General features: G+C 70.7%; 21 protein-coding genes. 16 read left to right on the forward strand and 5 right to left on the reverse strand.

Translation table 11 applies throughout. The features are described from left to right. Positions 1-13: 13 nt before the first annotated feature. The 7 genes from Z052_RS07455 to Z052_RS07480 all read left to right on the forward strand — a co-directional run bounded on the left by Z052_RS07455 (position 14) and on the right by Z052_RS07480 (position 4,794). Complete coding sequence (locus tag Z052_RS07455; protein ID WP_049932308.1) at positions 14-430, forward strand: helix-turn-helix domain-containing protein; 417 nt, start codon at positions 14-16, stop codon at positions 428-430. 84 nt (positions 431-514) lie between these two features. Next, positions 515-1,798: a M20 family metallopeptidase gene (locus Z052_RS07460; RefSeq protein WP_089308653.1), complete on the forward strand. Its 1,284-nt coding sequence runs from the start codon at positions 515-517 to the stop codon at positions 1,796-1,798. Between the two features lie 87 nt (positions 1,799-1,885). Next, positions 1,886-2,035 (forward strand): hypothetical protein, encoded by a 150-nt coding sequence (locus Z052_RS20175; RefSeq protein ID WP_158093825.1) that lies wholly within the window; start codon positions 1,886-1,888, stop codon positions 2,033-2,035. A 2-nt stretch (positions 2,036-2,037) separates the two neighbouring features. Further along, on the forward strand, positions 2,038-2,631 hold the full coding sequence (locus Z052_RS07465) for a class I SAM-dependent methyltransferase (RefSeq protein ID WP_094520551.1): 594 nt from the start codon (positions 2,038-2,040) through the stop codon (positions 2,629-2,631). 143 nt (positions 2,632-2,774) lie between these two features. Beyond that, entirely contained in the window at positions 2,775-3,011 is a 237-nt protein-coding gene (locus Z052_RS07470) for a sulfurtransferase TusA family protein (protein WP_086216166.1), read from the forward strand. Continuing rightward, a complete protein-coding gene (locus Z052_RS07475; protein WP_094520552.1) occupies positions 3,008-4,153 on the forward strand; it encodes an NAD(P)/FAD-dependent oxidoreductase in 1,146 nt (381 codons plus the stop codon). Before Z052_RS07470 ends, Z052_RS07475 begins: the two co-directional genes overlap by 4 nt. Positions 4,154-4,155: 2 nt before the next feature. Beyond that, positions 4,156-4,794, forward strand: coding sequence for a DUF1641 domain-containing protein (locus Z052_RS07480; RefSeq protein WP_099288940.1), 639 nt, complete (start codon positions 4,156-4,158; stop codon positions 4,792-4,794). A gap of 144 nt (positions 4,795-4,938) precedes the next feature. On the opposite strand, the gene Z052_RS07485 is transcribed toward Z052_RS07480, so the two are convergent. Beyond that, positions 4,939-5,526 carry a DsrE/DsrF/DrsH-like family protein gene (locus Z052_RS07485; RefSeq protein WP_086220080.1) on the reverse strand — a complete coding sequence of 196 codons (588 nt, stop codon included), beginning with the start codon at positions 5,524-5,526 and terminating at the stop codon, positions 4,939-4,941. Between the two features lie 2 nt (positions 5,527-5,528). Then, entirely contained in the window at positions 5,529-5,774 is a 246-nt protein-coding gene (locus tag Z052_RS07490; RefSeq protein WP_049932293.1) for a sulfurtransferase TusA family protein, read from the reverse strand. Between the two features lie 246 nt (positions 5,775-6,020). Between Z052_RS07490 and Z052_RS07495 the strand changes: the two genes are divergently transcribed. Genes Z052_RS07495 through Z052_RS07510 form a run of 4 tightly spaced genes read left to right on the forward strand, consistent with a single transcriptional unit; the run spans position 6,021 to position 9,427 of the window. Then, the gene (locus Z052_RS07495; protein ID WP_049932291.1) at positions 6,021-7,214 is read left to right on the forward strand and encodes an MBL fold metallo-hydrolase; all 1,194 of its coding nucleotides are present in this window, start codon (positions 6,021-6,023) and stop codon (positions 7,212-7,214) included. An 8-nt stretch (positions 7,215-7,222) separates the two neighbouring features. After that, the gene (locus Z052_RS07500) at positions 7,223-7,780 is read left to right on the forward strand and encodes a YeeE/YedE family protein (RefSeq protein WP_049932290.1); all 558 of its coding nucleotides are present in this window, start codon (positions 7,223-7,225) and stop codon (positions 7,778-7,780) included. Continuing rightward, positions 7,781-8,239: a YeeE/YedE family protein gene (locus tag Z052_RS07505; RefSeq protein ID WP_049932289.1), complete on the forward strand. Its 459-nt coding sequence runs from the start codon at positions 7,781-7,783 to the stop codon at positions 8,237-8,239. It begins immediately after the preceding gene. A gap of 12 nt (positions 8,240-8,251) precedes the next feature. Continuing rightward, positions 8,252-9,427, forward strand: coding sequence for an inorganic phosphate transporter (locus tag Z052_RS07510; RefSeq protein WP_094520554.1), 1,176 nt, complete (start codon positions 8,252-8,254; stop codon positions 9,425-9,427). Positions 9,428-9,455: 28 nt separating this feature from the next. On the opposite strand, the gene Z052_RS07515 is transcribed toward Z052_RS07510, so the two are convergent. Further along, a complete protein-coding gene (locus Z052_RS07515) occupies positions 9,456-10,301 on the reverse strand; it encodes a universal stress protein (protein WP_049932286.1) in 846 nt (281 codons plus the stop codon). 259 nt (positions 10,302-10,560) lie between these two features. Here Z052_RS07515 and Z052_RS20465 point away from each other — a divergent pair, with 259 nt between their 5' ends. Together Z052_RS20465 and Z052_RS07520 are read left to right on the forward strand one after the other, a co-directional pair. After that, on the forward strand, positions 10,561-10,725 hold the full coding sequence (locus Z052_RS20465) for a hypothetical protein (RefSeq protein ID WP_167373091.1): 165 nt from the start codon (positions 10,561-10,563) through the stop codon (positions 10,723-10,725). Next, entirely contained in the window at positions 10,715-11,773 is a 1,059-nt protein-coding gene (locus Z052_RS07520) for a sulfite exporter TauE/SafE family protein (protein ID WP_394334817.1), read from the forward strand. Before Z052_RS20465 ends, Z052_RS07520 begins: the two co-directional genes overlap by 11 nt. A gap of 158 nt (positions 11,774-11,931) precedes the next feature. Here the strand turns inward: Z052_RS07520 and Z052_RS07525 are convergent, their stop codons facing one another. Then, on the reverse strand, positions 11,932-13,542 hold the full coding sequence (locus tag Z052_RS07525; RefSeq protein ID WP_049932282.1) for an iron ABC transporter permease: 1,611 nt from the start codon (positions 13,540-13,542) through the stop codon (positions 11,932-11,934). A gap of 113 nt (positions 13,543-13,655) precedes the next feature. On the opposite strand from Z052_RS07525, the gene Z052_RS07530 reads away from it, so the two are divergent. The 3 genes from Z052_RS07530 to Z052_RS07540 all read left to right on the forward strand — a co-directional run bounded on the left by Z052_RS07530 (position 13,656) and on the right by Z052_RS07540 (position 16,788). Continuing rightward, entirely contained in the window at positions 13,656-14,219 is a 564-nt protein-coding gene (locus Z052_RS07530) for a gluconate 2-dehydrogenase subunit 3 family protein (protein WP_094520555.1), read from the forward strand. Further along, a complete protein-coding gene (locus Z052_RS07535) occupies positions 14,216-15,886 on the forward strand; it encodes a GMC family oxidoreductase (protein WP_094495588.1) in 1,671 nt (556 codons plus the stop codon). Before Z052_RS07530 ends, Z052_RS07535 begins: the two co-directional genes overlap by 4 nt. Positions 15,887-16,134: 248 nt before the next feature. Next, positions 16,135-16,788 carry a dolichyl-phosphate hexose transferase gene (locus Z052_RS07540; RefSeq protein ID WP_233125185.1) on the forward strand — a complete coding sequence of 218 codons (654 nt, stop codon included), beginning with the start codon at positions 16,135-16,137 and terminating at the stop codon, positions 16,786-16,788. 472 nt (positions 16,789-17,260) lie between these two features. Here Z052_RS07540 and Z052_RS07545 read toward each other — a convergent pair whose 3' ends face one another. Further along, positions 17,261-19,564, reverse strand: coding sequence for a glycosyltransferase family 39 protein (locus tag Z052_RS07545; protein WP_094520557.1), 2,304 nt, complete (start codon positions 19,562-19,564; stop codon positions 17,261-17,263). Positions 19,565-19,620 lie beyond the last annotated feature (56 nt).

The following is a 19,620-nucleotide window of genomic DNA, read 5'->3' on the forward strand; positions in this document are numbered from 1 at the left end:
ATTGTCCGATACGATGACCGCGTCAGTGCGTGACGACCTCGAACGGGACTTGGGGTGTATCGACCTCCTCGAGTGTATTCACGGGCTCAACGAGCGGGATCAGGCGGTGTTTCAGGCGCTCCAAGGAGTGAACGAAGGGCTCACCGTCGACGACGTGGCGGACCGGCTGGAGTGTGAGCGGTCGACGGCGTACCGGTCGATCTCGCGGCTCGTGGACGCCGGCGTCGTCGTCCAGCGACAGGAGAACTACGATCAGGGCGGGTACTACTACGTCTACCGGCCGCGAACGCCCGAGGAGGCCGCTCGCGAGATGCAGCAGCTGCTCAACAGCTGGTACGCGACCGTCGGTCAGCTCATCCAAGAGTTCGAGGACCGGTACGGCGGCGAGGCGGACGAGCGCGGGGATCGGTCGCTCCAGCCCGGACCGTGACGCGCGGGCGACCGCGACGCTCACCGATTAGTATTGTGCGAAATATACAAAATAAATAAATCGTTGGGGATCGAAGGGGACGGCATGGCCGAAGACACGGGAGCGACCCGGCCGCCGACGGACCCGGACGACGCTCCCGCCGAGTACGTGCGAGCACACCGGGAGGAGCTGGTCTCGCTGGCCCTCGATCTGCTCGCGGTCGACACGTCGAACCCGCCCGGCGACACGCGCGAGATCGTCGCGGCGATCGAGCGGTTCCTCGACCCGCTTCCGGTCGAGGTCGAGCGGTTCGCCGTCGACCCGGCGAAGCCGAACCTGCTCGTCCGGGTCGACGGCGCGTCCGACCGAACGCTGCTGTACAACGGACACCTCGACACCGTCCCGTTCGACGCCGACGCGTGGACGCGCGACCCGCTCGGCGAACGCGCCGACGGCCGCGTCTACGGCCGGGGCGCGACCGACATGAAGGGCGCCGTGGCGTCGCTGCTGTTCGCGCTCCGGGCCGTCGTCGCGACCGACGCGGAGCCGCCCGTCGACCTCCTGTTCGCCTTCGTGAGCGACGAGGAGGTCGGCGGCGACGCGGGGCTCCCGGCGCTGCTCGATGCCAGAGCGCTCGACGCGAACGCGTGCGTGATCGGCGAGCCGACCTGCGAGGAGGGTCGCCGCTCCGTCACGGTCGCGGACCGGGGGAGCATCTGGCTGACGCTCGAAGCCGCCGGCGAGGCGGCGCACGGCTCTCGACCGATGCTCGGGGTCAACGCGGTCGACCGGCTCTACGGCGCCGTCGAGACGATACGCGAGCGGTTCGGCGCCGAGCGGCTGGAGATCGACGCCGAGATGGAGCCGATCGTCGAGGAGTCGGTCGAGTACTACGCCCCGTCGATGGGCGAGGCGACCGCTCGGGACCTATTCCGGTACCCGTCGATCAACCTCGGCGTCCTCGAGGGCGGCGACGCGGTGAACGCCGTCCCGGGGTCCGCCCGCGCCGAGGTCGACGTGCGGCTGACGGCGGGCGTCCACACGCCCGACGTGCTCGCGGCCATCCGCGACTGCGTCGCCGACTGCGAGGGGATCACGGTCGCCGACGTTTCCTGGAGCGTCGGCACCACAGAGGACCCCGCCAGCCCGCTGGTCGACGCCGTCGCGTCGACGGCGGCGGCGGTCACCGGGGACCGCGTCTTCCGTCGGAGCGCCACGGGCGGCGGCGACGCCAAGAAGCTCCGGAACGCCGGGATATCGACCGTCGAGTTCGCCCTCGGGACCGACACGCTCCACGCCCCCGACGAGTACGTCCCGGTCGACGCGCTCGTCGACAACGCGGTGGTCTACGCCCGGCTCCCCGCCGCGTGGCGCTCTCGGGTCGACTAGCTGCCCGCGGACGAGCGGGGCGACTCGGGCACGCCGGTCGGCGACGGTCGAGAAAGACTTAGATAGCGGACTGGTTCACATATGGGTATGAAGGACAAGACCGATGCGACGAGCGAGCCGCCTCGGGGGGCCGACGACGGGTCCGTGAGCGGCGGACACGGGTTCGCGGGCGGCGGGAGTGACGGACGCCGCCTTCCGGCGGACGGAACGGGAGCCGGCGCGTCGGGCCCCCGCTGACGATGGAGCGGTTCCAGAACACCGGCCAGCCCGACTGGGACTGGTGGGGGAAGCTCTGGCCGACGCCGGGCGCGACGCTCCGGCAGCTCGGGGTCGAGCCCGGCCTGTCGGTGGCCGAGGTCGGCTGCGGGAGCGGCTACTTCGCGCTCCCGGCCGCCCGCATCACCGAGCCCGCGCCCGTGTACGCCGTCGACTTGGACGAGGCGCTGCTCGACGAGCTCGACGCGCTCGCCGGGCAACAGGCGATCGGGAACGTCGTCCCGGTCCACGGCGACGCCCGGGACCTGACCGGTGTCCTCCCGGAGCCGGTCGACGTGCTCGTCGTGGCGAACACCTTCCACGGCGTCGACGACCGCACCGAGTTCGTCGAGGAGACGTTCCGAGCGGTCGCGCCCGGCGGCAGCCTGGTCGTCGTCAACTGGCACGACCGGCCGCGCGAAGCGACGACCGTCGGGGGGGAGCCCCGGGGACCGCCGACGGGGCTCCGGATGGACCCCGAGGAAACGGCGGAGGCCGTCCGGGGGGCGGCGCCGTTCGAACTCGACCGGCGGGTCGATCTGCCGCCGTACCACTACGCGGTCGTGTTCGACCGGTAGCGCCGCCGACGCCCCAACCGTCAGCGACACCCCGACTGCCGCCGACGCTGACCGATCCGCGCCGAACACGAGGATTTTTAGATTGTGGAACGATCGCACAAGACTAATACGCCACGCGCGTAACTGTCTGGTGTGAGACCCCCATGACCGACATCGAACCCGAAGAAACCGTCGACGCCAGAGGCGCAGCGTGCCCCGGTCCCCTGATGGACCTCATCGGAGCGATCCGGAGCGCGGAGTCGGGCGACGTGGTCCGGCTCCTGAGCGACAGCGACGGGTCGCTCACCGACGTTCCCGAGTGGGCCGATGAGGCCGGCAACGAACTGCTCGCCGTCGAAGAGCTCGACGAGCACAACGCGTTCTACGTGGAGAAAGCATGACCGAACGCATCGTCATCGTGGGCGGCGGGACCGGCGGATCGGTGCTCGCCAACGACCTCGCCGACCAGCTCGGTCCGGAGCTCGACGCCGGCGACGTGGAGGTCACCCTGATCAACGACGGCCCCGACCACGTGTACAAGCCGGTCTGGCTGTACGTGCCGTTCGGCAAGCGCGAACCGGCGGACGGTCGCCGCGCGCTCGACGAGCTGGTCGACGACGCGGTCGACCTCCGGATCGACCGCGTGTCCGAGATCGACACGGATTCGCAGACGCTCCGGTTCGACGGTACCGCGCCGTCGATGGAGTACGACCACCTCGTGCTGGCGACCGGGTCGACGCTGGAGCCCGAGCAGATCCCCGGGCTCGTCGAGGGCGGACACGACTACTACAGCGAGTCGGGCGCGACGGCCCTTCGAGAGGAGCTGCTGGAGTTCACCGAGGGCGAGCTCGTCTTGAGCGTCATCGGGACGCCCCACATGTGTCCCGCGGCGCCGCTGGAGTTCGTCTTCATGACCGACGACTGGTTCCGCGAGCGCGGCCTGCGCGAGGACGTCGAGGTCACCTACACGTACCCGATCCAGCGCGTTCACGGGAATCCCCACATCGCCGAGTGGGCCCGTCCCATCATGGAGGACCGGGACATCAACGTGGAGACGTTCTTCAACGCCGAGTCTGTCGACCCCGACGCGGAGACCATCACGTCGATGGAGGGGACCGAGCTCGACTACGACCTCCTCGTCTCGATTCCGCCTCACGGCGGCGTCGACCTGATCGAGGAGGCCGGCCTCGGCGACGACGGCTGGGTCGACGTGGACAAGCACACGCTAGAGGCGGCGGCCGCGAACAACGTCTACGCGCTCGGCGACACCGCCGACACGGGCGTCCCGAACGCGGGCAGCGTCGCGCACTACCAGGCCGGCGTCGTCGGCCAGCGCCTCGCCAGCGAGGTCCGAGGCCGCCCCGCGACGGCGACGTACGACGGGAAGACCCTGTGCTTCATCGAGACCGGGATGGACGCCGCCTCGTTCGTCGAGTTCGACTACGAGCGCCCGCCGTCGCCCGCGCCGCCCTCGGAGAAGCTCCACTGGTCGAAGCTGGCGTACAACGAGTCCTACTGGCTCACCGCGCGAGGGTTGCTCTGACCATGTCCGAGACGCACGAACCCGAGCCGGACGACCTCGAAGCGGCCATCGCGGAGAACCCGGAGGCGGTCGCCGAGCTCGTCGAGCGGCTCGACGCGGTCAACGAGCTGTTGGACGTGCTCTCGCTGGGCGAGGGCGCGCTCTCAGACGAGATGGTCCGCGAGCTCTCGGCCACGGGGTCGACGCTCGCGGAGTCCGCCGACGGCCTGGCGACCGACGAGACCGTGGGGCTGGCCGAGGCGGTCGGCGAGAACGGCGACGAGCTGCGGGAGGCGCTCGACACGCTGCTCACGCTCCAGCGGAGCGGCACGCTCGACGAGCTGGCCGAGGTCGTGGAGGTCGGGTCGCTGGCGACCGCGGCCCTCGACGACGAGATGGTCGCGTCGCTGGCCGGGACCGGCGCCGCGCTCGGCGAGGTGGCGCAGACCGCGGCCGACGACGACACCCGCGAGGGCGTCGAGACGCTGCTGAAGGGGGTCGGCGAGGCGGAGCGCGACCCGCCGGATCGGGTCGGGGCCGTCGGGCTGATCCGCGGGGTGCGCGACCCGGACGTCCAGTACGGGCTGGGCTACCTGCTGGCGGTGGCGGGCGCGATCGGCCGCGAGCGCGCCGGGCGCGAGCGGAGCGAGGGATCGCGCTAGCGGGGGCGACGCGCCGTTCCGCGGCGCGAGCGGGCGGAGTCGGTCGTGGTCACTAGTGGTTTTTGCGTTGTATCGAGGGTGTCTGGAGCGACGACGCCGGCGACGGCGCGGGCAAAACAGAACCGGGGGCTCGTTCCGCGGCGGTCAGACGAGCAGTTGGATGTCCGCCTCGGCCATGTCCTGAAGCGCGGTGGCGGCGCCGACGCCCGTGGTGACGCCGTCGTAGAAGTTGTCCTCGTCGTAGTCCATCAGGTCGATGGTCATCTGACAGGCCTGGAACTCCACGCCCATGTCGAGGCTCGTTTCGAGGAGCTCCTCGATCGTGGCGGTGTCGTTGTCCGAGATCCGGCGCTCCATCATCTTCGTCGTGACGCGGTCCATCCCGGGGAGCGCGGCGACGGCGTTCGGCACGGGCATGTTGGGGTTGCCGACGGAGCTGAGCTGGAGGTTCTTCGACCGCTCCTCGTGGAGGATGTCGAGCCCCCAGAACGTGTGGAAGACGGTCACCTCGTAGCCGAACGCGGCAGCGGTGCTGGCGAGGATGAGCGGCGGGTACGCCATGTCGAGCGTCCCCTTGGTGGCGATGATGCTCATCTTCTTGCCGCCGTCGTCGGCGGTGGCCTCGGCGAGCGCCTCCTCGAGCTCGTCGACGCGCGCGGCCAATTCCGCGCGGGAGGGCGCGTCGTCGGTCGGCGCGTCGTCGGCCGACGCGTCGGGTGTGTCCGTGCTCATCGTTACTCCGTCTTGCGGACGTAGTGTTTGTACACGTCGTCGCCTTCCGTCTGGTCGAGGAGCTCGACGCCCTCGGTGCCGTCGGCCCAGCCGTCGAGGTCGCTCATGCTTCCGGGGTCGGTCGCCAGCACTTCAAGGACCTCGCCCGCGTCGAGGCCGTCGACGGCGGACTTCGTCTTCACTACCGGCATGGGGCACGATGCGCCTTTCACGTCGAGCGTCTCCGCGATGTCGAATTCAGCACTCATTGTGTATCTGCTCCGGTGTCTGTATTGGAGCTAGCGCACAATACCCCCCGGTGAAGTAAAACTGTGTCGGTTCTTGGGAATTCTCCCAACTACTGTATAAAGTGAAACCTGTTTAGCCGCCGCATAAGCCCCTGAGTACAACAGTAGGAGATACAAACCGGATTCTATTGAATATAGTATTGCTTAGAAAAGGAAATACTATGAAAATGCTTTTGTGCGTCGACCCGGTATGAACGACTGCGAAACATGAATGCCGACGACTTCCCGACTCCGGACGTCGACGTCGACTCCGTCGACCCGGAATCGCTCAAAGACCGAATCGACGCCGGCGAAGACGTCACGATCCTCGACGCGCGCATGCAGTCGGACTACGAGGAGTGGCGCATCGACGGCGAGAACGTCACGTCGATCAACGTCCCGTACTTCGAGTTCCTCGAAGACGAGATCGACGACGACGTTCTCGACCGGATCCCCGACGACCGCGAGGTGACCGTCCTCTGCGCGAAGGGCGGCGCCAGCGAGTACGTCGCGGGCACGCTCACGGAGCGCGGCTACGACGTCGACCACCTCGAAGACGGGATGAACGGCTGGGCGAGCATCTACGAGGCCGTCGAGGTCGACCGCTACGACGGCGCCGGCACGCTCCTCCAGTACCAGCGCCCCTCCTCGGGCTGTCTCGGCTACCTCCTCTACGACGACGGGGAGGCCGCGATCATCGACCCGCTGCGGGCGTTCACCGACCGCTACCTCGACGACGCCGACGAGCTCGGCGTCGAACTGAACTACGCCCTCGACACGCACGTCCACGCCGACCACATCTCGGGCGTGCGCGACCTCGACGCCGCGGGCGTCGAAGGCGTCATCCCCGAGGCCGCGGTCGACCGCGGCGTCACGTACGCCGACGAGCTGACCACGGCCGCCGACGGCGACACGTTCGCGGTCGGCGACGCCACCGTCGAGACCGTCTACACTCCCGGCCACACGACCGGGATGACCTCATACCTCGTCGACGAGAGCCTGCTCGCGACCGGCGACGGGCTGTTCATCGAGAGCGTCGCCCGCCCCGACCTTGAGGAGGGCGACGAGGGCGCCCCCGACGCCGCGCGCCTGCTGTACGAGTCACTTCAGGAGCGGGTGCTGACGCTGCCCGACGACACGCTCATCGGCGGCGCGCACTTCAGCGACGCGGCCGTCGCGGCCGACGACGGCACCTACACGGCGCCGATCGGCGAGCTCGTCGAGGAGATGGACGCGCTCACGATGGACGAGCAGGCGTTCGTCGACCTGATCCTCTCGGACATGCCGCCGCGCCCGGCCAACTACGAGGACATCATCGCGACGAACCTCGGACAGAACGCCGTCGACGACGACGAGGCGTTCACCCTGGAGCTCGGGCCGAACAACTGCGCCGCCAGTCAGGACTCGCTCGCGGGTGACTGACGACGCCGATGGTCGCTGACCCAGTACTGCTGCAGGCGGTCGCCGAGCTGTTCCCGAACGGGGTCAGCCGGTACGCCGTCGGCGGACTGCTCGTCGGTCTCGGGACCGTCGTCATCTACGTCGGAACGGGTATCCCGGCCGGGGCGAGCACGTTCCTGGAGTCGACGCTGTCGTACGTCTCCGGCCAGTCCCGGTTCCGGCGGTACGTCGGATCGCGGGACTGGCGGCTCGTGTTCACCGCCGGCATCATCCTCGGCGGGCTCGCGTTCGCCGCGACGTTCCAGTCGGGGCTAGTCACGAGCCCGCTCTACGAGCCCGGGACGACCGGCACGCTGTACGAGGTCGCCGGCGTGACGCTCTGGGCGACCGACGTCCAGCCGTGGCGGCTGTTCTTCGGCGGGATCCTCGTCGGGATCGGCACCCGCATCGGGAAGGGGTGTACGTCCGGCCACGGGGTCTGCGGCGTCGGATCGGCGTCGAAGACGTCGCTGGTCGGCGTCGCGACGTTCCTCGCCGTGGCGATCGGGACCGCCCAGGTCGTCGCCGCGCTGGGGGTGAGTCCGTAGATGGCGGATCGACATCCGCTGTTCAAGCCGCTGATCTTCGTCGGCGGCCTGATCTTCGGGTTCGGACTCGGGTTCAGCCACATGGCGCGGCCGGAGGTCGTGCTGAACTTCCTCACATTCGAGGACCTCGGCCTCCCGTTCGTCATGTTCGGGGCCGCAATCGTCTCCGGGATCGCGTTCGCGCTGCTGCCGCGCATCCGCGACGCCGCGCCGCTCACCGGCGCTCCCTACGAGCGCCGGCTGAAGCCGTTCGACCGGAACGTCCTCGTCGGCGGCGCCGTCTTCGGCGTCGGCTGGGGGCTCTCTGGCATCTGTCCGGGCGCGGCGTACGCGAGCCTCGGGGTCGGTAACGTCACCATCCTCTGGGCGCTCGGCGGAATGTTCGTCGGCGCGTACGCGCAGGGGTACTGGCGGAGCCGGAGCGGAGCCCGCGACGCCGCCGCGGCGGGCGCGGACTAACGCACCGGCTCCATGGACCCCGCTCTCATCGCCCTCTCCGTCGGCGCGGCGCTCGCGAGCCTGTTCATGGCGTGGGTGATCGGCGCCGGGTCGAGCGGCGCGACCCCGTTCGCGCCCGCCGTCGGCGCGAACGCCATCGGAACGATGCGCGCGGCCCTGCTGGTCGGCGTCTTCGGCTTTGCCGGCGCCGTCACGCAGGGCGGGAACGTCTCTGAGGCCGTCGGGAGCGGCCTCGTTGGCGGGATCAGCCTGCCCGTCGCCGGCGTCATCCTCGTGCTCGTGCTGGGCGCAGGGCTGATGGCGGTGGGCATCACCACCGGGATTCCGATCGCGACCGCGTTCACCGTGACCGGCGCCGTCATCGGCGTCGGGCTCGCGCTCGGCGGGACGCCGGTCTGGGCAAAGTACCAACAGATCGGCGCCGTCTGGCTCCTGACGCCGTTCATCGGCGGCGGCATCGCGTTCGCCATCGCCAGCGTCCTCCCGCGACCCGGCGCGCCCGAGCGGTACAGCGTCCCGGTCCTCGCCGGGCTGGTCGGGAGCGTCCTCGTGAACGTCCGGTTCAGTTTCCTCGGCAAGGGGACCGCGCCCGGGACCGTCCGCGGTCTCGGACAGCGGACCCTGTCGCTCGACGGGACCGCGTCGGCGGTCGCGATCACCGGCCTCGCGGCGCTGGCCGTCGCGGCCGTCGTCTGGTGGGACGTGAGCCGCGACGAGCAGGGCGGGCTGCGGCGCGTGCTGCTCGCGCTCGGGTCGCTCGTCGCGTTCTCCGCGGGCGGGAGTCAGGTCGGGCTCGCGGTCGGACCGCTCCTACCACTGCTCGACGAGGTGGGAATGGTGTCGGCCACCGCCGTCCTCGTCGGCGGCGGGCTCGGGATGCTGGTCGGCTCGTGGACCGGCGCGCCCCGGATGATAAAGTCGCTGGCGCAGGACTACTCCTCGCTCGGGCCGCGCCGCTCCATCTCGGCGCTCGTCCCGTCGTTCCTGATCGCGCAGCTGGCCGTGCTGCTCGGCGTGCCGGTCTCGTTCAACGAGATCGTCGTGAGCGCGATCATCGGGAGCGGCGCGGCCGTCGGCGGTCGGGAGGCCGTCGACGCGGAGAAGATCCTCACGACCGTGGGGGCGTGGGCCGGCTCGTTCGGCCTCTCGTTCGCGCTCGCGTACGCGGCCGCCGCGCTCGTCTTGTGATTGGCGCGCGCCGCGGCGTCGCCTACGCTTAAACCGCCCGAGGCGGCGGGACGAGGAAGACGTTGCCCGTCGCCCGCGTGACGATCTCCTCCGAGACGCTGCCCAGCAGGAGCCGCCGGATCCGGCTCCGCCCCTTCGACCCGACGAGGACCGTCGACGGAGTGACCTCGGCCTCGACGGCGAGGATCTCCTCGGCGGGGTCGCCGCGGCGGACCTCGGTCCGCGTCTCGATCCCCCAGCCCTCCAGCGTGCTCGCCCGCTCTGCCAGCCGCTCCGCGGGACCGCCGCCGGCGTCCGGCCCGTCGTCCTTCGGCGACCGGACGTGGACGAGCGTCGCCTCCTCGGTCGCGCGACGGAGGTACGAGAAGGCGTCGAACGCCCGGTCGGCGTGCTCAGAGAAGTCTGTCGCGAAGAGGACGTGCCGGAAGAGGTGTTCGCGGAGGACATCGGGGTCGTCGGCCGCCCGCTCGACGCGGTTGACCAGCAGCGGGACGACGGTGGTCCGGGCGAGGTTGCGGGCGGTCGAGCCGACGACCCGGTTCTCCAGCGGGCTCTGTCCGCGCGAACCCACGATCGTCAGGTCGGCGTGAACGGTCTCCGCGATGCCGTTGAGGCGGCGGTACGGGGTCCCGCGAACGACGTGCGTCTCGACGTCGAACCCCGCGGCCTCGATCACCTCGCGGTACCTGTCGAGCCCCCGCCGCCGGCGCTCCTCGAAGTCGACGCCGGGCATGCCGGGGTGGACGTTCGCCGAGACGACCGTGACGAGGTGGACCGTCCGGACGCCGATTCGGTCCAGGCAGCCGAGGCAGGTCTCGTTCTCGATCGTCGCCTCGCTGGCGGCCGACAGGTCGGTTGCGCACAGGGCCCTCATGTCGATCCCTTCGGCGGGCGGCGACAACACGATTTTGTTCGTCGTTTGATACTTCAGCGAGCGCGAGCGCGTAGCCGGCGCTCGGGCCGACGGAGGCGCCGTATTATCTCTGTAAGTTATCGGTACTCCCGCCGAGGTTACCGGGATATAGTATTGTACATCAAGCCCAAAACCGTTATAGGCACGAAGCGGATAGTGGACACCGAGCAGAAATGTGCCAAGACCGAATTTCCGCGTTCGGAAGCCGGAGGACGAATAGATGGCTGGACTAGAGATACCCTCGTGGGACCCAGAGACGGTCCTACTCATCGGCACGATTCTCCTGGAAGCGTTCGTGTTGTACGTGGGGTACGGCGGCCTCGAACGGCTCGTCGGGCCCTATCTGATGCGGCTCTTAGTCGGGGGTGACGCCAGTGCTCGGTAACTTCCTCGGCGGCCTCGGCATCTTCGAGACGAGCCCCGAGATGTTGGCGCTGTTCGTCGGGTTCGGCCTCGTCGTCGGGGTGCTGTTCGGGTTCTTCGGCATGGGCGGGTCGTTCCTCGTCACCCCGGCCCTCCTAATGCTAGACTACCCGGCCTCCGTCGCCGTCGGGAGCGGGATGGCGTTCGTCTTCGGAACGGCCGTCATCGCGACGCTGAAACACCACGACCTCGGGCAGGTGGACTACAAGCTCGGGGTGATCATGATCACCGGGACGACCATCGGCATCGAGGCCGGGCGCGCCAGCGTCTACTACCTCGAATCGATGGGGCTCGCCGGCGGCGTCATCAGCGTCGCCTACGTTGTCCTGCTCGGCGGCGTCGGCGCGATGGTCACGCGCGACGCCCTCAAGGGCGACGACGACGGCGGCGTCGACCACGAGGCCGCCGACAAGGACCTCGACGAGTACGAGATCCCCGACGTCGCCAAGAAGATCCAACGGACCGTTCGGATCCCGCCGATGGTGACGCTCCGCGGCGACGTCACCGTCTCCGTGTGGGTCATCACGGCCGTCGCCTTCTCGACCGGCGTCCTGTCCGGGTTCCTCGGCGTAGGCGGCGGCTTCATCCGGATGCCCGCGATGATCTACGCGATCGGCGTCCCGGTGCCCGTCGCCGTCGGGACCGACCTCTTCGAGATCGTCTTCTCCGGCGGGCTCGGGAGCTACCTCTACGGACAGGACGGCGGCGTGAGCCTCGGCATCGTCGCCCCGCTGCTGTTCGGGAGCGCGCTCGGCGCGCGCGTCGGCTCCGCCGCGACCGCCGTCGTCGACTCCGATGAGATCAAGGTGTACTTCGGCGGGATGCTGCTCGTCGGCGCCCTCGCCGTGGGCATCGGCGAAGTGGGCTCGTACATCGGCAGCTCGACGCTCGAACTGCTCGGACTGGTGCTTACCATCGGCGCGGCGGTCGTCGTCGCCTTCGCGGTCCTCTACACGACGATCAGCTCGCTCCGCGTGACGCGTCAACAGCAGACGTCTGCCGCGGACTGACCCGTTTTTCTCCAGTCCACGGCCGCGGTATTGTTAGTTTCTTTCAACACTATCGAGAGCGACCGGTCTCTCGGACCGACGGGAGCGGCGGCGACCGCCGCATCTGGTGGCGGCGACCCGGCGTGGACCGCCACATCCGAGGACGGTGACCGCGACCCTCACAGCCCTTCTTCGCCGCCCTCCTGCGTGAGGAGGACGACCATCGAGAGCCCGGAGATGAGGAGGAGGATGAGCGTCGGCACCACGGCGTACTGGTAGAGCGCGGTCGACTGTGCGCGCCAGATCTGCGTGACGATCGTGTCGAACCCCGTGGGGCGGAGCACCAGCGTGACCGGTAGCTCCTTCATCGTCGTGAGGAACACGAGCGCGGCCCCGGCGACGATCCCCGAGCGCGTGAGCGGGAACGTGACGCGCTTGAACGCGCCGGTCGGCGACTCCCCGAGCGTCCGCCCGGCCTCGACGAGCCGCGGGTCGACCTGGAGGATCGACGTGCGGGCCGAGCCGACCGCCTGGGGGAGGAAGCGGACGACGTAGGCGAACACCAGCAGGGGGAGCGTCTGGTAGAGCCACGGGACGTAGCCGGAGCCGAAGTACACCAGCGCGAGCGCCAACACGATGCCCGGCACCGCGAACCCGACGTACGTCGCGCGCTCGAAGACGACCGCGAGCGGCGAGTCGTGGTTCGCGGCGAAGTACGCGATCGGGAGGGCGGCCAACGCGGCGACGACCGCCGCGGCCGCCGAGACGGACACCGAGTTGAGCACCTGTATCGGCTCGAACGCGAGCGAGGGGCGGCGGCCGGCCTCCGAGCGAACGAGCCACAGCCCGAGGATCCACAGCGGGACCAAGAGCGCAAACGCGGAAACGCCGGCCGGGAGCAGCGTCGCCGGCCACCGCAGCCACCCGAGCGACACCCGGTCGTCGGTGCGGCCCGCGTCGTCGCCGCTCGTGTCGCGGTCCGAGCGGACGGCCCACTCCAGCGCGAGCACGAGGACCACCACGACGAGCAGCTGGAGCGACAGCAGCGCCGCGTAGTCGCGTCCGAACGCGTTGTACTCGACGTAGATCTGGCGGGTGAACACCGGGAGCCGCATGATCGACGGCGTCCCGAAGTCCGAGACCGCGTACAGCGCGGCGAGCAGCGACCCGGCGGCGATCGCCGGCCGAATAGTCGGGAGGGTCACGCGGCGGAACGCCGCGAGCCGCCCGTGGTTCAGCGTCCGGGCGGCCTCCAGCAGCGTCGTGTCGAACGACAGCAGCGCGGCCCGGGTCGTCAGGTAGACGTACGGGTAGGTGTACAGCGTGATGACGAGGATCGACCCGGAGAGGCCGCCGATCTCGGGGACGCGCTGGACGCCGAGCGGCGCGAGGACCTCGTGGAACTCGCCCTGCGGACCGAACGCGGAGACGAACGAGAAGGCTCCCACGTAGCTCGGGACGACGAGCGGAAGGGCGGCCGCGACCGACCAGAAGCGACGGAAGGGGAGGTCGGTCCGGGCGGTGAGGTACGCGAGCGGCACGCCGATCGCGACCGAGAGACCGGTGACGCCCGCCATCAGGAGGAGGCTGTTGACGAGGACCTCCGCGGTGCCGGCGCTGAAGAGGAGGTCCGTCGCGCGCCCGCGGTCGACGGCGATCGCCTCGATGACGAGCCACGCCAGCGGGAACACGAGCGTGGCGGCGATCGCCGCGCACAGCAGCGTGAGCCCGATCGGCAGCCTGTCGTCGCCGTCGGTCAAGCGGTCGCGGAGCCGGTTTCGCAGGGTCATTGTACGGGGCAGAGTCTCTGTCCGAGCGTGGTCGCGGCCGGCGTTAGGGGTTCCGATCGCGCGTCGAGCGCGCTCCGACGGATATATTAATTTAGGGCTGCCTAAAATATTCCATGGAAATGACGCGACGCGACGCGGCGGCCGCGCTGGCCGCGATCGGCGCGACCGGCGGCGTCGCGCTTGGTGTCCGTCGGGCGACCGGCGACGGCGGTCGGGGAGGCGCCGAGGCGGAGCCCGCGCGGGACGGCGACGGCACCCCCGGCGACGAGGCGGTCCGCGAGGCGATGACGGCGGTCGCGCGGACCGTCTACCCGGAGGCGGTCTCCGGGCTCGACGCGTTCGTCGACGGCCTCCTCGACGGCCGCCTCGACGGGTCGGCGCACGCCGAGGGGATCCGAGCCGCGGTCGCCGAGGTCGAGTCGGCCGCCCGGTCGTGGTACGGCGCGCCGGTCGCCGACCTCTCGCCCGCCGACCGCGACGATCTGCTCCGGGAGATGGGCGCGGACGTGGCCGAGGAGAACCCGGACGGAACGACCGCGGAGCGAGTCCGGTACTACGTCGTCAACGAGCTGCTGCTCGCGCTGTACGCCTCGCCGACGGGCGGGGAGCTCGTCGGCATCGAGAACCCGCAGGGGCACGCGGGCGGCGCGGAGAGCTACCGGCAGGGGCCCCGATGAGCGGCGCGGAGGACGCGAGCGGCGGACGGGACGCTCGTTACCGGCAGACCGGCGACCGGGCCCGCGGCGACGTCGACCGCACGCCCGTGCCGGACACGGACGTCTGCGTCGTCGGCGCCGGCCCCGCGGGAGCGCTCGTCGCCGACCGGCTGGCGGGCGACCGGGAGGTCGTCGTGCTCGACGCGGGCCCGCGATTCGACCCCGCCGACCGGCTCGCGAGACAGGAGCGCGCGATCCGCCCGTTCTACGACCGGCCGGACGTCTGGGACGTGGGCGGCGAGCGCGACGCCCACGAGACCGCCGGCGACCGCCCGTACCCGCTCAACCACGCCCGCGTGAAGGGCGTCGGCGGGTCGACGCTCCACTGGCAGGGGATGGTGATGCGGCTCCACGAGGACGATTTCAACTCCGGCACGGCGCGGGGCGTCGGGCCGGACTGGCCGATCGACTACGAGGACCTCCGCCCCTACTACGCCGAGGCCGAGCGCGAGCTGGGCGTCGCGGGCGCGTCGGACAACCCCTACGCGCCGCCGCGCGAGGAGCCGCACCCGATGCCGGCGTTCGAGCCCTCCTACAGCGACTCGCTGTTCGCCGAGGCCTGCGAGTCGCTCGGGATCGCCATGCACTCCGTGCCGAACGCGCGCAACTCCGAGCCGTACGACGACCGGTCCCCCTGCGTCGGCTACGGCACCTGCCAGCCGGTGTGTCCGAGCGGCGCGAAGTACGACGCGACGGTCCACGTCGAGCGCGCCGAGGAGCGGGGCGCGACCGTCATCGACCGGGCGTCCGTGCGGTCGCTGGAGCACGACGGCGACGACAGGGTGACCGCGGCGGTGTACGCGACCCCTGACGGGGCTGAACACAGGCAGACAGCCGACGCCTTCGTCGTCGCCGCGGGCGGCGTGGAGACGCCGCGGCTCCTGCTCCTCTCCGCCTCGGACCGATACCCCGACGGGCTCGCGAACGGGAGCGGTCACGTCGGCGAGTTCTTCATGGACCACCTGTTCGCGGGGGCGGGCGGCACCCTCGACGAGCCGACCAGACAGAACCACGTCGGCTTCTACACCAGCGCCTGCGACCAGTTCTACGACGAGGCCGACGAGGCGCAGGCCCCGTTCAAGCTGGAGTTCTTCAACTACGCCGGCCCCTCGCCGGTCGAGACGGCCCTGTCGGGCGACGACTGGGGCGACCCGCTGCTCGACCAGCTCCGTGAGGGGTACGGGAATCACGTCGCCATGGGCGGGCTCGTCGAGCAGGCCCCGCGGGCCGACAGCCGGATCGCCCTCGCCGACGACCGCACCGACGATCACGGGGACCCGGCGCCGCGGGTCGAGTGGAGCGTGGGCGAGCGCGCGCTCGACACGATCGAGCGGGCGAACGAGATCCAGGTCGCGATCTTGGAGGAGCTCGGCGCCGACGTGGAGTGGGTCGCCGGGCCGGACGCGACCGGGCCCGCCTACCACCACATGGGCACGACGCGGATGAGCGACGACCCCGACCGGGGAGTCGTCGACGCCGACTGCCGGACCCACGACCTCGACAACTGCTGGATCGCCTCCAGCTCCGTCTTCCCGACGAGCGGCGCGATGAACCCCACCCTCACCATCGCCGCGCTCGCGCTCCGCGTCGCCGACGACGTGGAAGCCCGCCTCTCGGCGCAGACCTGACTGCCGTCGAACATTATTTTAGGTAAACCTAAAAACTCAAGTAGGTGCGAGCGGAGATCCGGGTAATGAGCGACTCAGCACACGCGACGAACGGATCTGCGAGCGCCGTCGACGTGACGGAGACCGTCGGGGAAGAGAGCGGAGGCTCGGCGGACGAGGAGATCGAGAGCGCGGCGGACGAGAAAGGCGAGAGCGTGGCGAACGGGGGGGACGGCGGGGCATACACCTTCGACGACCTCAGCGTCGTGATGGGGACGTACAACGAGGCGGAGGCGATCGGGACGGTCCTCGATGACATCGACGAGGTCACGGACGGGAGGGCGGAGGTCGTCTGCGTCGACGGATCCGACGACCGCACTCCGGAGATCGCCCGCGAGCACGGCGCTCGGGTCATCGAACAGGAGCCGCAGGGGTACGGCGTCGCCGTCCGCGAGGCGATCCTGACCCCCGACCGACCGGTGGTCGTCACGACCGACTGCGACGACACCTACCCCATGGAGGCGCTGCCGGAGTTCCTCGCCGAGGTCAACGACGGCGCGGACGTGGTAAGCGGCGACCGGCTCTACCACGGCGCGGAGGCGATGCCGGCGTTCAACCGCTTCGGAAACCACGCGTTCGCCGCGGTCGCGAGCCTGCTCATGGGTGAGCGCGTCCACGACACCACGACCGGGATGCGCGCGTACCGTCGCGAGGTGGTCGAGGAGATCGGCTGGACGGAGAACACCGGCCTCTCAGCGGAACTCCTCATCCGCCCGCTGATGCGCGGCTACGACGTGCGCGAGCGCCCGATCGCCTACGCCGAGCGGCTCGGCGACACGAAGCTCGACCCAATCGGCGGCGGCGCCGCCATCGCGAAGTCGATCGTCACCGTCTGCCTCGAAGAGCAACTGCGGCGCTTCTGAGGGCGCTTCGCCCCCGACGCGACGCCGTACGGCGGTCCGGACGGACGCTGTGGGCACAGTGGACCGCCGCCGGCGACGGTTTCTACCACCCTGAGCGACAGCGCCGATCATACATAAACAGACGCGGCGGTCGGCGCGTGCCGACGAACGCCGGCGGGGCGTGAGTCGCACGCGCGAGGGAGTCGCTGGCTCACGGAGCGAAGCGGAGGGTGCCAGCGACGAGGCTGAGGAGGGGTGAGGCGCGGTGCTGTGAGGGGCGGGACTCAAAGGGATAGCCCCGAGGCCGCGGTAGGCGACGTAAGCATCGCAGCGAGCGGAGCGACCCAAGAGCGCAACGAGCGTACCGCGGCCTCGCGGCTGGGGCTTTGGAGGTGTTCGCCGCGGAGTCGTCGATCAGCGATTACCGAGCTGCTGGGGCTTTGGAGGTTGTCACCACCGATCCACCAGCAACTGCGTGTGAGATATCGACGTATTAGTCGCTCGCCTCGGCGGCCGTCTCGAAGACGACCCACTCGGGGTGGGCGTCGGGCTCGTCGGGGAGGTACGTCCCCTCAGTCCCGCACGCCGTGACGAGCCGACAGGTCGAGCGCTCGGGCGGCCAGACGACCTCGACGCGCTTGCCGCTGGCTCCCGCCTCGCTGCCCTCCGTCACCCGAACCGTCACCTCCTGCCGGTAGGTGAACGTCGCGCCGGCGGGGTCGACGAGCGTCACGGTCACGGCGACCGCGTCGCCCTCGGGGTCGAACGGCACGGGGTCGCCCGCCTCGGGGTCGCCCGCGGCCGCCGCGCCGGGCAACCGGACGCCCTCTGGCGTCACCACCCAGTCGACCGCGAGCGAGTCGCCGAGGTCGCTCACCGTGTAGGAGACGTGGTCCGGACCGCCCGGAGCGCCCCGTCGCGGGTCGACGCGGACCTGCGCGCGGGCGACGCGGTCCGGCACGCCGACGGTCGTCTCGGCGTCGACCCGAGCGCCAGTGCGCCGGTCGAGCGGCTCCAGCTTCGGCGTGACGCGGGTCTCCGGATCCGCGGTCCAGACCCCCTGATAGCCGTAGCGGTACAGGGTGCGGTCCGGGTACGCGTCCAGCACCGCGAAGTTCTCGACCGGGTCGCGGTCGAGCGCGTAGACGACCTCGCCGTCGAGCCCCGGCCCGTTCCGGAGGTACTGGAACGGATGGTTCTGCCACTCGCCGTACGGCGTCGGCACGAAGACGAGCCCGTCCTCGAAGGTCGTCTCGTCGAACGGCGCGTACGCGGCCTCGTGTTTCGCGTCGACCGCGGCGTTCCGCTCGATCGGATCCGCGGCCGCGTCGACCGCGGCCACGCCCGCGACGACGACCGCGCTCGCGACGACGACCGCGATCGCCACGCGGGCGACCGTCCCCGAGGCGCCGCGGGAGACGAGCCGGTCGCGGGCCGCGGACAGCGCCCGGGCGGCGGCGGCGACGGCCAGCCCGCCGAACACCGACAGCGGGACGAGCAGGTCGAAGTGATAGAACGGGCCGAACAGCGACGCGAGCCCGTCGGTCGGGTCCGAGAGGTCGGCGAGCGCGTTGTGCGTCCCCCAGAAGTAGAGGTTCCCGACGACGACAGAGACGGCGACGCCGACGAGCAGCGCCGTCGCTGTCCGTCGGAAGCCGGGCGTACCGGACGCGTCGTCGGCCGCCCGGTCGTAGAGGAGTCCGCGCGGATCGCCGGTCGCGCGCCACCCGCGGAGCGCGACCGCGCCGCCGACGAGCGCCGCGAGCGTTCCGAGCGGGCCGGCGGCGAACCAGCGGGTCGCGATCTCCCGGAGCGCGTACCCGTTCGACTCCAGCGCCAGCCCGAGCGTGTAGTCGACCGAGTGGCCGAGGATCCGGCGCTCGCCGAAGCCGGGGCCGTCCATCGGCGCGAACACCTGGTACGGGAACACGAGCGGGGACCCCGTCATCCGGGCGTTGTACGCGAGCGTGACGCCGACGAACAGGGTACCGAACAGCGCCGTCAGCCCGTGGCGGCGGACCGGGTCGGGGAGCCCGCGGACGCCGGCGTCGACCAACGCGCGCGTCGTCGACGCCGCGGACTCGGCGCCGAACCGCCGGGTCGCCGACGCGACGCGCCACAGCGCGTGACAGATGAACGGGGCGGCGAACAGCACCGCCGTGTACGGCCGCGCGAAGAAGGCGACCCCGATCGCGAGGCCCGCGACGCCCGCGGCCCTGAGGGACTCGTCCCGGACGCTCCAGAGGTACGCGACCGCGAAGACTAGGTTGAAGAGCGTCGTCGGCGCGTACGGAAGGAACGCCGAGGAGGTCGCGATCGCCATCGGCGACGCGGCGAAGAGGACGGCCGCGGCGAGGCCCGCCCGGCGACCGACGGCCGCGGAGCCGAGCAGGTACACCAGTGCGGCGTTCCCGGCGGCGACGACCGCGAGAGTCACGCGCGGCTCGCCGAACAGGGCCATCGAGACGGCGAACGTCGCCGCGGGAACGGGGTTGTACTTCGGGTAGAGCCGCCCGCCGTCCTCGATGAAGAACCACGGGTGGACGGCATCGGCGAGCGAGCCGGCGTGGAACGCCAGCTGACCGTCGAGGAGGAGGGCGGCCTGCGTGAGGTAGACGCCCTCGTCGTGGTTCGCCGAGTGGTGCGAGAAGACGGTGACGGCGACCGCGAACGTCAGGGCGCCGGCGGCGACGGCGACGAGCGCCGCGGCGAGGCTCACCCGGTCGGCGCGTTCGAGTCGCTGGCGGAGGTGGACGAGGAGCCGGCGGGGACGGAGCGACGGTGGGAGAACTGACACGGTCGGTGGAGTGAGGCTGTGAGCGTGACGGGCGCGCGGCGCGACGCGGCGGTGAG

The organism is Halorubrum sp. C191 (genome assembly GCF_002727095.1).
Classification (GTDB): Archaea; Halobacteriota; Halobacteria; order Halobacteriales; family Haloferacaceae; genus Halorubrum; species Halorubrum ezzemoulense.

Bases quoted from the DNA above. Each gene is read 5' to 3' on its own strand.
- Z052_RS07455 (WP_049932308.1), top strand. From the start codon at position 14: ATGACCGCGTCAGTGCGTGACGACCTCGAACGGGACTTGGGGTGTATC.
- Z052_RS07460 (WP_089308653.1), top strand. From the start codon at position 515: ATGGCCGAAGACACGGGAGCGACCCGGCCGCCGACGGACCCGGACGAC.
- Z052_RS20175 (WP_158093825.1), top strand. From the start codon at position 1,886: ATGAAGGACAAGACCGATGCGACGAGCGAGCCGCCTCGGGGGGCCGAC.
- Z052_RS07465 (WP_094520551.1), top strand. From the start codon at position 2,038: ATGGAGCGGTTCCAGAACACCGGCCAGCCCGACTGGGACTGGTGGGGG.
- Z052_RS07470 (WP_086216166.1), top strand. From the start codon at position 2,775: ATGACCGACATCGAACCCGAAGAAACCGTCGACGCCAGAGGCGCAGCG.
- Z052_RS07475 (WP_094520552.1), top strand. From the start codon at position 3,008: ATGACCGAACGCATCGTCATCGTGGGCGGCGGGACCGGCGGATCGGTG.
- Z052_RS07480 (WP_099288940.1), top strand. From the start codon at position 4,156: ATGTCCGAGACGCACGAACCCGAGCCGGACGACCTCGAAGCGGCCATC.
- Z052_RS07485 (WP_086220080.1), bottom strand. From the start codon at position 5,526: ATGAGCACGGACACACCCGACGCGTCGGCCGACGACGCGCCGACCGAC.
- Z052_RS07490 (WP_049932293.1), bottom strand. From the start codon at position 5,774: ATGAGTGCTGAATTCGACATCGCGGAGACGCTCGACGTGAAAGGCGCA.
- Z052_RS07495 (WP_049932291.1), top strand. From the start codon at position 6,021: ATGAATGCCGACGACTTCCCGACTCCGGACGTCGACGTCGACTCCGTC.
- Z052_RS07500 (WP_049932290.1), top strand. From the start codon at position 7,223: ATGGTCGCTGACCCAGTACTGCTGCAGGCGGTCGCCGAGCTGTTCCCG.
- Z052_RS07505 (WP_049932289.1), top strand. From the start codon at position 7,781: ATGGCGGATCGACATCCGCTGTTCAAGCCGCTGATCTTCGTCGGCGGC.
- Z052_RS07510 (WP_094520554.1), top strand. From the start codon at position 8,252: ATGGACCCCGCTCTCATCGCCCTCTCCGTCGGCGCGGCGCTCGCGAGC.
- Z052_RS07515 (WP_049932286.1), bottom strand. From the start codon at position 10,301: ATGAGGGCCCTGTGCGCAACCGACCTGTCGGCCGCCAGCGAGGCGACG.
- Z052_RS20465 (WP_167373091.1), top strand. From the start codon at position 10,561: ATGGCTGGACTAGAGATACCCTCGTGGGACCCAGAGACGGTCCTACTC.
- Z052_RS07525 (WP_049932282.1), bottom strand. From the start codon at position 13,542: ATGACCCTGCGAAACCGGCTCCGCGACCGCTTGACCGACGGCGACGAC.
- Z052_RS07530 (WP_094520555.1), top strand. From the start codon at position 13,656: ATGGAAATGACGCGACGCGACGCGGCGGCCGCGCTGGCCGCGATCGGC.
- Z052_RS07535 (WP_094495588.1), top strand. From the start codon at position 14,216: ATGAGCGGCGCGGAGGACGCGAGCGGCGGACGGGACGCTCGTTACCGG.
- Z052_RS07540 (WP_233125185.1), top strand. From the start codon at position 16,135: ATGGGGACGTACAACGAGGCGGAGGCGATCGGGACGGTCCTCGATGAC.